At 60.0% G+C, this 14753-nt stretch carries 13 protein-coding genes and 1 pseudogene; 6 read left to right on the forward strand and 8 right to left on the reverse strand.

Annotated elements, in window-relative coordinates; all coding sequences use genetic code 11:
* The first annotated feature begins 18 nt into the window (after positions 1-18).
* From Q0908_RS04485 to Q0908_RS04500, 4 genes and pseudogenes are all read left to right on the forward strand, one after another.
* Positions 19-1128 carry an extracellular solute-binding protein gene (locus Q0908_RS04485; RefSeq protein WP_299281337.1) on the forward strand — a complete coding sequence of 370 codons (1110 nt, stop codon included), beginning with the start codon at positions 19-21 and terminating at the stop codon, positions 1126-1128.
* Between the two features lie 100 nt (positions 1129-1228).
* Positions 1229-1516, forward strand: a complete 288-nt coding sequence (locus Q0908_RS04490) for a DUF1330 domain-containing protein (protein ID WP_299281339.1) — start codon at positions 1229-1231, stop codon at positions 1514-1516.
* The gene (locus tag Q0908_RS04495) at positions 1516-3153 is read left to right on the forward strand and encodes an ABC transporter permease (protein WP_299281341.1); all 1638 of its coding nucleotides are present in this window, start codon (positions 1516-1518) and stop codon (positions 3151-3153) included. Before Q0908_RS04490 ends, Q0908_RS04495 begins: the two co-directional genes overlap by 1 nt.
* An 11-nt stretch (positions 3154-3164) precedes the next feature.
* Positions 3165-4043 (forward strand): annotated as a pseudogene (locus Q0908_RS04500) (ABC transporter permease); the annotation flags it as partial.
* Here Q0908_RS04500 and Q0908_RS04505 read toward each other — a convergent pair.
* The 6 genes from Q0908_RS04505 to dapE are packed head-to-tail and all read right to left on the reverse strand — an operon-like array spanning position 4040 to position 10639.
* Positions 4040-5395 (reverse strand): lytic murein transglycosylase, encoded by a 1356-nt coding sequence (locus Q0908_RS04505; protein ID WP_299281343.1) that lies wholly within the window; start codon positions 5393-5395, stop codon positions 4040-4042. The pseudogene Q0908_RS04500 and the gene Q0908_RS04505 overlap by 4 nt on opposite strands.
* Before the next feature lie 57 nt (positions 5396-5452).
* Positions 5453-6172 (reverse strand): YafY family protein, encoded by a 720-nt coding sequence (locus tag Q0908_RS04510; protein WP_299281345.1) that lies wholly within the window; start codon positions 6170-6172, stop codon positions 5453-5455.
* A 52-nt stretch (positions 6173-6224) separates the two neighbouring features.
* Positions 6225-8477: a ribonuclease R gene (rnr, locus tag Q0908_RS04515; RefSeq protein ID WP_299281346.1), complete on the reverse strand. Its 2253-nt coding sequence runs from the start codon at positions 8475-8477 to the stop codon at positions 6225-6227.
* A gap of 31 nt (positions 8478-8508) precedes the next feature.
* Complete coding sequence (locus Q0908_RS04520; RefSeq protein WP_299281348.1) at positions 8509-9078, reverse strand: DUF2064 domain-containing protein; 570 nt, start codon at positions 9076-9078, stop codon at positions 8509-8511.
* The gene (locus Q0908_RS04525; RefSeq protein WP_299281350.1) at positions 9075-9497 is read right to left on the reverse strand and encodes a GNAT family N-acetyltransferase; all 423 of its coding nucleotides are present in this window, start codon (positions 9495-9497) and stop codon (positions 9075-9077) included. Before Q0908_RS04525 ends, Q0908_RS04520 begins: the two co-directional genes overlap by 4 nt.
* Positions 9494-10639 carry a succinyl-diaminopimelate desuccinylase gene (gene dapE / locus Q0908_RS04530; protein WP_299281352.1) on the reverse strand — a complete coding sequence of 382 codons (1146 nt, stop codon included), beginning with the start codon at positions 10637-10639 and terminating at the stop codon, positions 9494-9496. The genes Q0908_RS04525 and dapE overlap by 4 nt, the downstream gene beginning before the upstream one ends.
* 303 nt (positions 10640-10942) lie before the next feature.
* Between dapE and Q0908_RS04535 the strand changes: the two genes are divergently transcribed.
* Both Q0908_RS04535 and Q0908_RS04540 read left to right on the forward strand, forming a co-directional pair.
* On the forward strand, positions 10943-12466 hold the full coding sequence (locus Q0908_RS04535; protein ID WP_299281354.1) for a Hint domain-containing protein: 1524 nt from the start codon (positions 10943-10945) through the stop codon (positions 12464-12466).
* Positions 12439-13542: a Hint domain-containing protein gene (locus Q0908_RS04540; protein WP_299281356.1), complete on the forward strand. Its 1104-nt coding sequence runs from the start codon at positions 12439-12441 to the stop codon at positions 13540-13542. The genes Q0908_RS04535 and Q0908_RS04540 overlap by 28 nt, the downstream gene beginning before the upstream one ends.
* Here Q0908_RS04540 and Q0908_RS04545 read toward each other — a convergent pair.
* On the reverse strand, positions 13539-13886 hold the full coding sequence (locus Q0908_RS04545; protein ID WP_299281358.1) for a hypothetical protein: 348 nt from the start codon (positions 13884-13886) through the stop codon (positions 13539-13541). The two genes, Q0908_RS04540 and Q0908_RS04545, sit on opposite strands and share 4 nt — an antisense overlap.
* Positions 13879-14706: a 2,3,4,5-tetrahydropyridine-2,6-dicarboxylate N-succinyltransferase gene (gene dapD / locus Q0908_RS04550; protein ID WP_299281360.1), complete on the reverse strand. Its 828-nt coding sequence runs from the start codon at positions 14704-14706 to the stop codon at positions 13879-13881. Before dapD ends, Q0908_RS04545 begins: the two co-directional genes overlap by 8 nt.
* Positions 14707-14753 lie beyond the last annotated feature (47 nt).

A 14753-nucleotide genomic window follows, 5' to 3' on the forward strand; every position in this document is an offset into this window, starting at 1 on the left:
ATCAGTGGGAGTAATACCATGAAACTCACCAAGACCCTTCTGGCCTCGACGGCTTTGACGGTTGCAAGCGGCACTGCCTTTGCCGACGGCCACATGGCCAGCGACATGACACTTGTAAGCTGGGGCGGTGCATACCAGGCCAGCCAGCAAAACGCCTATGTCGCGCCCTACATCGAAAATAACTCAGGCGTCACAGCCGTATGGGACGAAAGCTCGGCCGAGGCCGTGGCGAAACTGCGCGCCATGAACGAAGCGGGCAACGTCACATGGGACGTGGTTGACGTTGTTGCAGCGGACGCGATCCGCCTGTGCGACGAAGGCCTCGCGCTGGAAATCGACGCGGACGAGCAGCTCGCCGCCGCACCCGATGGCACATCCGCATCGGACGACTTTGGCGATCTGCTGGTCAGCGACTGCTTTATTCCTCAGATCGTTTACTCGACGACCTTTGGCTATCGCACCGATCTGGTTGGCGACACGCCCCCAACTGAAGTCTGTGCCGTTTTCGACACCGAAACCTATCCAGGCAAGCGGTCCCTCGAAAAGCGCCCGATCAACAACATGGAATGGGCTCTGCTTTGTGACGGTGTGGCCAAGGAAGACGTCTATGACGTTCTGGGCACGCCCGAAGGTCAGGACCAGGCGCTTGCCAAACTCGACACCATCAAGGACGACGTGATCTGGTGGTCGGCCGGTGCGGACACGCCCCAACTGCTGGCCGATGGCGAAGTCATCATGGGGTCGACCTATAACGGTCGTCTGTTTGCTGCCATCGAAGAGCAGAAGCAGCCCATCGCCATGCTTTGGGACGCGCAGGTGTTCGACCTTGACGGTTGGATCATTCCAACAGGTCTGAGCCCCGAGCGTGAAGCCCGCGCGCTGGACTTCATCAAGTTCGCGACCGACACACAGCGTCTGGCGGATCAAGCCAAGTACATCTCGTACGGCCCTGCCCGCGCCTCGTCCGCACCACTGGTCGGTCAGCACGCCGAGCTGGGTATCGACATGGCACCACATATGCCAACCGATCCCGACAACGCCAAGAACACGTTCCTCTACAACTACGAGTTCTGGGCTGACTATCGCGATGACATCGACGCCAAATTCCAGGCGTGGCTGGCTCAATAAACCGGTCCAGGGCGCAGGTCACCTGCGCCTTACGATTCTGAACAACGGCAAGGCGCGTACCTCGTGCCTTGCCACTTCCACCCCCCACCGGGAGACGACGATGCCCAAAGGTTACATCATCGGCCACATCACTGTGAACGATCCTGAGACGTACAAGACGTATATCGAAAAGGACACGCCGATCCTGACCCGCCTTGGTGCCGTGCCCATCGTGCGTGGTGGACAATCCACAACGATGGAAGGCGAAACCCAGAACCGCCACGTCGTATTCGAATTTCCGTCATACGAGGCCGCGGTCGCCGCCTACAATGACCCCGAATATCAAGAGGTGGCCAAGATCCGCCACCGCTCTGCCACGTCCACCATTCTTGTCGTGGAGGGTGTGTGATGGCCGAGGCCATGCTGGCCGCTGACGGCACCCCGCTGAAACGCAGTCTGGCCCGCGCCCTGCGCCGGCAGAAGCTGCGCGCGCTGATGCTGATCGCGCCCTTGCTGATCTTCGTACTGATCACTTTCATCGTGCCCATCGGGTCGATGCTGTTCCGCTCGGTCGAGAACGAGATGGTCGGCAACACGCTACCCTACACGGTCGAGGCGCTCGCTGAATGGGATGCGGATGCCGAACCGTTGCCTTCCGAAGACACGTTTCAGGCGATGTTCTTTGATATGTTCCTCGCGGCCGAGGCCAAGCGGCACACGCGACTCGGCACACGCCTGAATTACGAGACCACCGGTCTTTCGTCGCTGTTCCGTCAATCCGGGCGCCAGTTGGATGACGTGGCAGACATTTCCTACGAACCGCTCGAAGATTTCGACGCCGCATGGGACGACGGCGAGACGTGGTATGCGCTGATGAATGCGCGTCAGACCGCTGACGATGCGCTGATGGCGCAGCAACGGGCGCGGGTTGCGGCGCTGACTGACAATGAAACGAATAGCGAAGTCAACTTTGCCCCCGACGCCGAAGTGGCTGCCTTACTGCCCCTCGCCGCACGCGAATACACCGCATGGGCCGTTTACGTGGCCACTCAGGACGGGCGCGACCCCGCCACCCGTGACCCATGGGAGGCTGTCGCCCCCGCCCTGCTGATTGACCTGCAAACCGCGGATCTGAGCGGCTATGCAGGGCCCGAAGCTGACAGACTGCGCGCGGTGCAAGCGGCCAACCTGCCGGTTGCCAACTTTGTCGATGCGTTTGTCGATATGGACGAAGACTGGGGCACCCAAGTGCCGTGGGAAACGATCCAGACCCATTCCAGCACCTATACCAGCGGCTATTTCCTGAACGCGGTTGATGCGCAAAAGACGGCGGACGGCGTCTCATGGCAGCCCGAAGACAAGCAGATCCTGATCACGCTGTTCGTGCGCACGATCTGGATGTCGCTGCTGATCATGGGCTCGTGCATCCTACTCGGCTATCCGATCGCGTGGCTGCTGGCGAACCTGCCGATGCGCAAGGCGAACCTGCTGCTGATCCTCGTACTGCTGCCGTTCTGGACGTCACTGCTGGTGCGTACTTCGGCGTGGAAAGTGATGCTGCAACAGCAAGGGGTGATCAACGATGTGCTGGTCTGGATCGGTCTGGTGGCTGACGACGGCCGACTGATTATGATCAACAACCAGTTCGGCACTATCGTGTCGATGACGCACATCCTCCTGCCTTTCATGATCCTGCCGATGTATTCGGTGATGCAGACGATCCAGCCCAGCTATCTGCGGGCGGCCAAGTCACTGGGCGCAACCAATTGGACGGCGTTCTGGCGGGTCTATTTCCCGCAGTCGGTGCCCGGAATCGGGGCGGGCTCGATCCTCGTCTTCATCCTTGCCATCGGCTACTACATCACGCCCGAAATCGTGGGTGGGACCAAGGGCGTCTTCATCTCGAACCGGATCGCCTATCACATCTCGTCTTCGCTCAACTGGGGGCTGGCGGCCGCACTTGGGTCAATCCTGCTGGCGGCGGTGCTGATCCTTTATTGGGCCTATGACAAGATCGTGGGCATCGACAATGTTAAGCTGGGGTAACTGACATGGGCCTTCCACCATATGCGACGCTCGGTCAGCGGATCTGGTATTACAGTTTCCGGGTGATTTGTGGCCTGATCTTCTTCTTTCTGATCGCGCCCATCATCGTCGTCATGCCGCTGTCGTTCAACGCGCAAGATTTCTTTACCTTTACGCCTGAAATGCTGCGGCTCGATCCCGCGGGATACTCACTCAAGCATTACGAAGACTTCTTCACCAACCCGCAATGGCAGTTGGCGATGAAGAACTCGCTGATCATCGCGCCCATCGCGACGATCATATCGGTCAGCCTTGGCACATTGGCTGCCATTGGTCTGTCGCAAAGCCATGTGCCGCTCAAAGGGACGATCATGGCCATCCTGATCTCGCCCATGATCGTCCCGCTGATCATCTCGGCCACGGGAATGTTCTTTTTCTACTCGTCCTTGGGCAACTGGATGGAAAGCACGCTCGGCCTCGACAAGGGGTTCGTAGGCTATGTGAAGGTCATTCTCGCGCATGCGGTGCTTGGCATTCCGTTCGTGATCATCACGGTGACGGCAACGCTGGTGGGCTTTGACCGCTCGCTCACGCGGGCCGCCGCCAACATGGGCGCGGGGCCGGTGACGACGTTCTTCCGCGTACAGATGCCGCTGATCCTGCCGGGTGTGATTTCAGGCGGGTTGTTTGCGTTCATCACGTCCTTTGACGAAGTGGTGGTGGTGCTGTTCGTCGGCTCGGCCAGCCAGAAAACACTACCATGGCAGATGTTCATCGGCCTGCGCGAACAGATCAGTCCGACGATCCTGGCCGTTGCAACAATCCTCGTGGTGATCTCGATCTGCCTGCTGACCACGGTCGAGTTACTGCGGCGGCGGTCCGAACGGCTGCGCGGGATGTCGCCCGGTTAACGCAACGCCTTGAGCAAGGTCAGCGACGCATAGCCATCGGCTGCCAAGCCTTTGGACTTTTGAAACGCGCGCACCGCGTCGAGCGTTTTCGGGCCGATCTTGCCATCCACCCCTTGGGTGTCGAATCCGGCAGCAGTCAGTAAGCGCTGCATTTCCTGGCGTTCGTCAAATGTCAGCGCGCGATCCCCGCGCGGCCATGACGCCTGAATGGCCGGGCCACCACCGATGCGATCGCTAAGATGGCCGACCCCGATCACGTAGGCATCTGCCGCGTTGTACCGTTCAATTACGGCAAAGTTCTTGAATACCATGAACGCCGCACCCTTGCCGCCCGCCGGCAGCAGGATCGCCCCGGCACCGTGGTTCGGGACATCTGCACCATTCATGGCGGTGACCCCCAACGCGGCCCACTCGCCGGGCGTCTTGGTGATTTTCCGGCTGGCCAACGCATAGTCGAAATTGGCGGGCAGCTTTACCTCGACACCCCAAGGCTGGCCTTTGACCCAGCCGAATTTGGCGAGATAGGCGGCGGTCGATGCCAGCGCATCGCTTGGATCATCCGCCCAGATGTCGCGCCGCCCGTCGCCTGTAAAGTCGACGGCATAGTCCAGATAAGACGTCGGGATAAACTGCGTGTGCCCCATCGCCCCGGCCCATGAACCAGTCATGTTGCGCGGGGAGGTATCGCCGTTCTGAAGGATCTTGAGCGCAGCAACCAACTGCTGCTCAAAGAACGCGCCACGCCGCCCGTCATATGCGAGCGTCGCAAGGCTTTGCACCACGTCATTCTTGCCGCGAAAGGTGCCATAATTGCTCTCAAGACCCCACACGGCGACAACGACTTCCTTTTCGACGCCATAGCGCGCCTCGATCGCGTCAAGCTGGCTGCGATGTTTGACCAGAGCCGCTTTACCGTTTTCAACCCGGCTGTCAGAGGCGGCACTGTCGAGATAGTCCCAAATCGTCTTGGTGAACTCCGATTGGTTGCGGTCGCGCTTGATCACATCAGGGTCGTAGCGCACGCCACGGAACGCCTGACCAAAGGTGGTTGCATCGATGCCCTGACTGATCGCTCGGCCCCGAAACACCTCGATCCACTGTTGAAAACCTGCATCTGCCGCCGTCTTTTCGACGGGTGGCGGCGCGGCTTGACTGATCGCCTGGGGGCGCAGCTGCGGGCGCAACACGGCGGCATCAAAGGTTGCTAAAACAACGGATACGGATGTTTGCGTGAGGGGTCGCAATTCGGGTCTGATCGACTGCGGAATGCCCTGCGCCATCGTGTCATGCGCGACGAAAATGGCACCACAAAGTGCCCCAAGGGTGACTGCCCACCGCATATTATGCCTCATGCTCGCTTGTTTCGCGTTGCTTCCAATCTAGCGACTATCGCGCAATCCGCAAAGGCATCAATTGTCGGCAGTGCGGTCCTTCGCCACCTCATGCACTTCCGCGCGCAGCCGGGCCAGATGATCGCGCAGCAGGGACACCCGGTGCGGACGAAAGCTGTCGCGGGTCACGAGCAACTCATCCATGCGATCCAATCGAAAGGCCCGAAAGTCCTCGCGCAGCATGCACCACGCCAACAGCATGTTGGTGCTTTCCATATATACGATCCCAAGCGGCTTGACGGTGCGCGTCGTCTGATCTCCTTTGGCGTCCTGATAAGCAAAATGAATGCAGACCTCGTCCCAAGCGGCCTGGCGCAACTTGCCCACGTCAATACGCGGCGGATCTGGCCGCCAATAGCGGCGCGCGTCGAGAACAGCGTGTTTCAGGCGATGCGCTTGTCTGGGTGGTACCCGCGCCTGAATTTTTGCCAGAGCCGATGTCGCCGCCCTGGCCAAGGCCGGATCCCCAATCACCGCCACATCGCGCAAACCCAGAACCAACGCCTCCAACTCATCATCTTCAAAGCCAAGAGGGGGTAGAGTCGCATCTTCGATCAGGGTGAAACCAAAGCCCGCTTCGCCATCGATCACCGCCCCAAGGCCCCGTAATTCATCAATGTCGCGGTAGATCGTACGCAAGGACACATCCATCTCGAACGCCAGCGATTGCGCGGTGATGGGCGGGGCCATGCGACGCAGCGTTTGCATCAATTGGAACAGGCGATGGGTGCGAGTCATTGGGCGACCATAGCACACGTCCTGTCAGAATATGACAGGACGTGCAGCTTGATCACCGCTTGCGACTGACCTTGCGCTTGGTCTTGTCACTGCGTCGTTTGGCCTTCGTCGGCTTGCGGCGCGGACTGCGACCCGCCGGGCTGCTGCGCCCCTTGGGCAGCGATTTGCCATCCAGCGCCAGCAGTTCGAGCGCGACACCACCCGTGACCGGCACCGCCTCAGTCAGACGCACAGTGGCGCGCTGCCCAATACTGATCACCATGCCAGTGTCGGACCCCATGAGCGTGTTCGCCTCTCGGTCAAAATGGAAGTATTCCGCTCCGATGGAGCGCATCGGCACAAGGCCATCCGCCCCGCTGCCGTCCAGCTTCACAAAGATCCCGAACTTGGCGATCCCCACCACGCGACCTTCGATTTCGTCCCCGACACGTTCGCTCAGATAAGCAGCAAGGTAGCGATCGGTCGTATCCCGTTCGGCCATCATGGAACGGCGTTCGGTGTCTGAAATATGCGTGCCGGTCTTTTCCAGCACCTCGACATCCTCGGCCCGCAGACCGTCCTTGCCCCATCCATGGGCAGTGATCAGGGCGCGATGCACGATCAGGTCGGCATAGCGGCGAATGGGCGACGTGAAATGCGCATAGATTTTCAGGGCGAGCCCGAAATGCCCGAAATTCTGCGGCCCGTAATAGGCTTGCGTCATGGACCGCAGAGTCGAGATGTTGATCAATTCCGCATCGTCAGTATCGCGCGCCTGTGCCAGCAAACGGTTCAGATGCGCGGTTTTCAGCACCTGCCCTTTGGCCAAGTTCAGACCCGCGGCCTGCGCAACCTCACGCAAACTGTCGAGCTTGTCTTGCGCAGGTTCCTCATGCACCCGGAACAGCAAAGGCTGTGACTTGGCAATCAACGTCTCCGCCGCCGCCACATTGGCCAGCACCATGAATTCTTCGATCAGCTTGTGCGCATCCAGCCGGTCCTTGAAATTGACCGAACTGACGGTGCCATCCTCATCCAGCACGATTTGACGTTCCGGCAGGTCCAACTCAAGCGGTTGGCGTAGTTTTCGTGCCTCAAGAAGGGCAGCGTAAGCGGCGTAGAGCGGCTGCAAAACAGGCTCTAACAAGGGCTTTGTCCGCTCGGTCGGCATGCCATCCATCGCCGCCTGCACCTCTTCGTAGTTCAGGGATGCAGGTGAGCGCATCAACCCACGATGAAAGCTATGGTCGATCTTTTCCCCTTGGGCATCAATCTGCATCCGCACAGCGATACAAGCGCGCGGGACTCCTTCGTGCAGAGAACACAGATCACCTGATAAGCGATCCGGCAGCATCGGCACCACGCGGTCGGGAAAATATGTTGAGTTACCCCGCTTCTTCGCCTCGCGATCCAAGGCAGAGCCGGGCGTGACATAGGCCGCCACATCCGCAATCGCGACCCAGATGATGTGGCCGCCCTTATTCTTGGGATCGTCATCGGCATGGGCATAGCACGCATCGTCATGATCGCGCGCATCCCAGGGGTCAATCGTGATCAAAGGCATGTCGCGCAAATCTTCGCGCCCTTTCAGACCGACGGGTGTTTTGGCATCGGCTTCGGCGACGACCTCATCGGGAAAGCTGTCTGGAATCCCATGTTCATGGATCGCAATCAACGACACAGCCTTGGGCGCAGAAGGATCGCCCAAACGATCCACAACACGGGCGCGTTGCAGGCCAATACGTGATTTGGGGCCTGCTTGTTCCGCCTCAACCAACTCGCCGTCTTTGGCCCCGCCCGTCGCGTCCGCAGCAACCGACCATTCCCTATCTGTGCCCTTGCTGACAGGCACAATGCGCCCGCCTTCGGCCGTTTTGCGGAACACGCCCAGCAAACGTGCAGGGTTCGTGCCGATCCGCCGGATCAGCCGCGCCTCATAATGATAGTCTTGCCCGCTCACCAAAGTCAGGCGGGCCAGAATACGATCCCCGGCCCCCAACGCCGGATCCGAAGCGCGTGTGATAATCAGGATTTTCGGCTCAACCCCTGTGCCGTGCCATTCCATCGGCCGTGCAAACAGATCGCCATCATCGTCAGGCGCGTTGACCAGCAAGACACTGACGGGCGGCAGCCGGTCCGGATCGTTGTAGGATTTCTTGCGCTTTTCCAAATGCCCTTCATCCGCCAACTCCTTGAGCAGACGTTTGAGGTCGATGCGCGCGGCCCCCTTGATGCCGAACGCCTTGGCAATATCACGTTTGGCGGTCAGGGTCGGGTTGGCGGCAATCCAGTCAAGGATTTCGGGTTTTGTCGGAATACGGGTCATGAACGCGAGGTAGCACGCACACTGTGGGTCGTCATGGCAAATCGTCGATGGTGTCCACATCTGCAAGCATGTCGACCAGACCGATCCGGTAAGGTACGAGAGCGGCGCGGCTGTCTGCAAGCGCATGCTCTGACGACCAACGCACGCCAATCAATGCGCCTTTCCTTAATTTAGAGCCTGTTTTGACACCAATCAGCCAATACCCCCCGTCCGGTGCGGGTCCAAAGACGGCGTCATGATCGCCAAGGGTGGCAAACGCTTTGGCAAGACCTGTACGCGTAATCCCCGGCACATCCGCGCCAATCACGCAGACAGGACCAGCCGCGCGGCGCATCATCCGCGCCATCCGATCGCCCAATGATCCGCTGCCTTGGGGCCATCTGTCGAACCGCGCGGGCCAAACGCGGCTGCGCAGCCCTTCAACGTCGGGGGCCACCGCGAGTACGATCCGCCAACGCGGATCCTCAATCCTGCGCAGCAATCGCGCGACCTGATGGCGAAACCACCACGCGGCCGCCGTCATCCCGATATCGCGACCCAATCGAGTTTTAACACGCCCCGCGCGCGGCACTTTGAGCATGACGACAAGGGTCGGTTTCACAGATCGCGTTCCATATCCCGGTGTGCGATCCCTGCATCATCATAGATCGGACCGTAGGCAGCAAAGCCTAGCCGTTCGTAGAAGGCAAGCGCATGCACCTGAGCGCCCAATTTGGCCTTACGAATGCCCGTCTGCGCCCGCGCCACATCCATGCAGGCACGAATGATGGCCGCACCCAGGCCAGTGCCACGCGCGTCTTTCAACACGCAGACGCGGCCAATCTTGGCCGTGCCATCACCGATCAATATCCGTGCGCATCCCATCGCCACGCCGTCCACATGCGCGAGCACGTGCAAGGCCTCCGCATCATGCCCATCCACCTCGTCAGCCTCACTGACGCCTTGTTCTTCGATAAAAACGGCGCGGCGTAGCGCATGACAGGTCGCGATGTCGTCGGTCTGCCGGATCGCCCATGTCATCCGAAATAGTCCCTGAGGATACGCGCATAGATCGCTTTAAGTTGGTGGATATGATCGACGCGCACATGTTCATCAACCTTGTGCATCGACTGCCCGACGAGGCCGAATTCAACCACAGGGCAGTGATCCTTGACAAAGCGGGCGTCGGACGTTCCACCAGACGTGCTGAGCGCCGGAACCCGCCCGGTTTCCGCCTCAACCGCGCGGGCGATCATGTCCGAAAGCGCTCCGGGAGGGGTCAAAAAACTCTCGCCCGACACTTTGACGTCCATATCAATCTCAACCCCGAAGGCTGTGGCGACCGCATCGGCTTGGGCCTTCAACCACGCAGTCAGGCTGTCGCCGCTATGGGTGTCGTTGAAGCGGATATTGACCGTCGCCTTGGTTTGGGCCGGGATCACATTGGTGGCCGGGTTGCCTGTATCGACTGTGACCACCGCCAAAGTGGACGGGTCGAAATGCGCGGTCCCATCGTCGAGTTTGTGAGAGGCAAGCTGATCCATCAACCGCATCATGGGGTTCAACGGATTGTTGGCGCGGTGCGGGTAGGCAGAATGCCCCTGCACGCCCGTGATGGTGATCCATGCGGTCATCGAACCACGGCGTCCGATCTTGATCATGTCGCCCATGTTTTCAGGGCAGGTCGGCTCGCCCACAAGGCAGACATCCATCGCCTCATCATGCTCGGATATATACTCTAACAAGGCGATTGTGCCGTCCGTGGCATCGCCTTCTTCATCACCGGTGATGGCGATGATGATGGCACCGTCGGGCGGCGTGGATTGTACGAAATCGATAGTGGCAGCGGCAAAGGCGGCCACGCCCGACTTCATATCGGTGGTGCCACGCCCGTACATGATCCCGTCCTTAATCTCGGCCCGAAAGGGAGGCATCGACCAAGATGCAGCGTCGCCAATCGGCACAACATCCGTGTGACCATTGAACCCAAAGGTGCGCGTGTGCCCCTTGGGCCCCCACCGCGCGAACAGATTGCGAATGGCACCCCGATCCGCCCACGCGCACTCAAACCCCGCATCGCGCAACAGATCATGCAAGATATCAAGCGCCCCGGCATCCTCAGGGGTGACCGAGGCACAACGCACAAGATCGGCAGTCAATTGGGCGGGATCAATACCAGGCATGCGGTCTCCAATCATGGGTTGTGGCCAAAAGGACGCGATTGCAAACCCTTGCGGCCACGAAAGAGTTAACAGCCTGTTAAAAGCTGTGCTAGAGTCGGCGCAATAATATGACCCGAGGCAGGGCATCAGCAGTCCGGTCGCCAACGTGCGACCACACCAAGTGCAAAAAACGCACGTCGAGACACGCAGGCTAACTGCGTGCGCTGCAACCGTTCTGCCGTCAACATTTGGGGTGGGCAGGATATGGTTGCGGCATCGGAACTTCCGATTCAGACGGTACGCGAGGGCGTTGACGCCACGGATATGGCGAGCACGATTTTTGGCACTGGCGTGCAGGTCGTTTCAGCGTCCTATACCGGCGACCGCGACAGTGCGGGGATCTATACGGACGGTGATACGGTCGCGCCGGGGGTCACGCCCGGCAATACCGGCGTCATCCTGTCGACAGGTGATGCCGAAGATTTCACCAACTCGTCCGGGAACGCGAACCAGTCCGGCAACACCTCGACCAACTCATCGGGCCCGAACAACAATTCCCAGTTCAACGCGGCCGCTGGCACGCGCACCTTCGACGCGTCGTATCTAGACGTCGATTTCATTCCCGACGGCAACGTCATGACGATGCAGTTCGTGTTCAGCTCAGAGGAATACCCGGAATTCCAGAACTCGATCTATCAGGATTTCGTCGGTGTCTGGGTCAACGGACAACTTGTCGAGATGGACGTGGGCGATGGGGACACGGACCCGGGCAACATCAACACCACAAACAACATCAACATGTTTGTCGACAACTCTGACAGCGACTTCAATACCGAGATGGACGGGTTCACCATCACCATGACCCTGACGATGGTGGTTAATCCGAACGTCGTGAACTCGATCCGGATCGGGATTGCTGACGTTTCTGACAACAGCTACGATTCAAACCTGCTGATCGCCGGGAATTCCGTGCAGACCTCTCTGGTTGCGATCTCGGACGATGTGAACGTCTTTCCTGATGGCACCACCTCCTTCAACGTCCTCGACAACGATATCGCGCCGACCAGCAGCACGCTGACGGTCACCCATATCAACGGGCAGGCTGTTTCTGTCGGGGATACGATCACCCTACCAACCGGCCAGGTCGTCACCCTGGGCGCAAACGGCATGCTGACCGTCACCGGCGACGGCAACATCGAAGACTTCAACTTCACCTATTCGATCACCGACGGGGTCAACACCGATACAGGGTTCGTCAACGCCACCTCAATCCCATGCTTTGTGGCCGGTACGATGATTGCCACGCCCGAAGGCGACAGGATGGTCGAGGATTTGCAGGCCGGTGATCTGGTGCTGACCAAAGACGATGGTGCCCAACCCCTGCGCTGGATCGGCATGCGCGCTGTTCCGGCCGAGGGCAATCACGCCCCGATCCTGATTCGCGCGGGCACGTTTGGAGCCCATAACGACATTATGGTGTCACCACTGCACCGCGTGTTGATCCGTGACAGTTTGGCCGAGTTACTGTTTGGCGAGCCCGAAGTTTTGGTGGCCGCCAAGGATCTGGTGAACGACCGATCCGTCATTCAGCAGCCGGGCGGCAATGTCACCTATGTCCACCTCATGTTCGACAAACATCAGGTCGTCTTTTCCGAAGGGTTGGCCACCGAAAGTTTCCTGCCCGGCCCCCAGACGACCAAAAGCTTCGAGCAGCAGGTCGTGGCCGAGATATGTTCGATTTTCCCTGAGTTAGACCCACATACCGGTGCCGGATACAGTCCTGCCGTCCGCCGGACCCTCAAGGCATACGAGGCCACGCTGTGGCGCAAGGCGAGTGCTGCTGCGTGATCTGGACGGGGCTGTGTGATCACCAGAACGGGCGGTATGCGCCCTCGGGTCTGGGTATCCAACGGGCCAACGCGCCTGCGCGCGAGGCGATGACCCGCGGCACGCTGATGTTTGAAACGAACATGGCCGGGCATGTGCGTCCCCATGATCTGTTGGGCGTGGCGCATCCTGTGCCTTGGGCGCGCGAGCTGATCTTTCGCGCCATTCCCGGCGGCGGGATCGCGATGGTGCATCGCCACAACGACACCATCAATCACGCCGCGATCCGGTGGACGGGCGATGGGCGGGCCCACACGCTGCGCGTCACCTACGCCTGGGACACATCAAAAGACTGGGCGCGGCTTGCGCTGGAACAACCCGAACGCGCCCAAGTGGTGTCGAACACGGTACATGCCCCCAACCCGCTCTTGGCGCAGGATATGCGCGATCTGATGTTGGGTCGCGGCGCGCATACCTTGTCGCGCGAGGTGTTGTTCGCAGCCATCTCACCTGACATCTTCCCGATTGGTCCGACGCCAAGCCTGCACCCTGCCACACCCATTGCTACCCCAAACGGATATCGCCCAGCCGAGACCTTGCGGCGTGGTGATACCGTGATGACAGCGGTGGGTGACATCGTGCCTGTACTGCACACCGTGCGCCAATCCGTTCCGGCCCGGGGCAGCTTCAGGCCAGTGCGCTTGCAGGCCCCCTATTTCGGGCTGGCCCGCGACATTGTGGTGTCACCTGAACAGCGGCTTGTGTTGCGGGGATCAGACGTCGAATACATCTTTGGGCAGGAGGCGGTTCTGGTGCCTGCCCGGCACATGGTCAATGGACACGCGGCAATCTGGGCAGCACCTCAAACAACCGCCGACTATGTGCAAATCCTGTTGCCCGGCCACGAAGCGTTGGTGGCCGCCGGATGCGCTCTGGAAAGTCTCTATATCGGGCGATTGCGCCGAAACGAGCGCGACCTGAGCGCCAGCATTCTGGCCGATATGCCCAGCCGATTACTGCCCGAACATGCCAAGCCCATCCATCAGGTGTTGCGTCAGTTCGAAGCGATCACGCTGGTTGAACAGCGCGCGGCCTAGGCCTCGTCAAAGAAGGGCGTGACCTGCGCCACGATCACCGCATTCTCGGCCAGTGCGCGCGCCATCAGGTCCCGCTCTTCGTCGCTGATCTCATGCCCTTCAGCCTCACGTTCAGCCAAGGTGCCATAGCCGGTGACATCCAGTGGGGCGGTGTCTGCCTGCTTGAGCAGCGCCACGGTCTCGCGCACCGCTTCGGCCTCGTCTACACCACTGGCAAAGCACATCAAGGCAGCGCCAGTCGCACCATCCGGTAGACCGTCCCCATCTTTGCGCCCGATCTGCACCAGCAAGGTAAAGACCTGCTGGCGCGACGGCTTCTTTGACTTTTTGGGCGTGTCAGTCACGCAGCAACTCGTTGATCGACGTTTTGGAACGTGTCCGCGCATCGACCTTTTTCACGATGACCGCGCAGTAAAGGTTCACACCGTTCTTGGATGGCATGGATCCGGCCACAACCACCGATCCCGCCGGTACTTCACCATAGGTGAACTCGCCCGTCTCGCGGTCCACGATCTTGGTCGACTGGCCGATGAACACGCCCATACCCAGCACAGACCCCTCACGCACGATGCAGCCCTCAACGACTTCCGATCGCGCCCCGATAAAACAGTTGTCTTCGATAATGGTTGGCCCCGCCTGCATCGGCTCAAGCACGCCGCCAATGCCCACACCACCGGACAAATGTACGTTCTTGCCGATCTGGGCGCAGGACCCGACCGTGGCCCACGTGTCGACCATCGTGCCCTCATCCACGTAAGCGCCAAGGTTGACAAAGGACGGCATCAGCACGACGCCCGGCGCGATGAAGGCCGACTTGCGCACAACACAATTCGGGACTGCGCGAAAGCCCGCGCCTTTCCACTGATCGTCGCCCCAGCCCTTGAACTTGCTGTCAACCTTGTCCCACCAGCCGCCGGCCTGAGGGCCACCATCCTGACGCTCCATATCCTTGATGCGGAACCCCAGCAGGACCGCCTTCTTGGCCCATTGGTTCACATGCCAGTCACCGCTGTCCTGACGCTCGGCGACGCGCAGCTTGCCACTGTCCAGCGCGTTCAGCGTATCCTCGATGGCGTCACGGGTTTCGCCTGTGGTCGCGGGCGTGATCGTGTCGCGCGCCTCCCAGGCTGCCTCAATCGCGGTTTCAAGCTGTGCGTTCGACATGCGGAATCCCTCCAGAAATGGTCGCCGCGCTTAGACAACAATCAACC

The organism is uncultured Tateyamaria sp., assembly GCF_947494755.1.
Lineage (GTDB): Bacteria > Pseudomonadota > Alphaproteobacteria > Rhodobacterales > Rhodobacteraceae > Tateyamaria.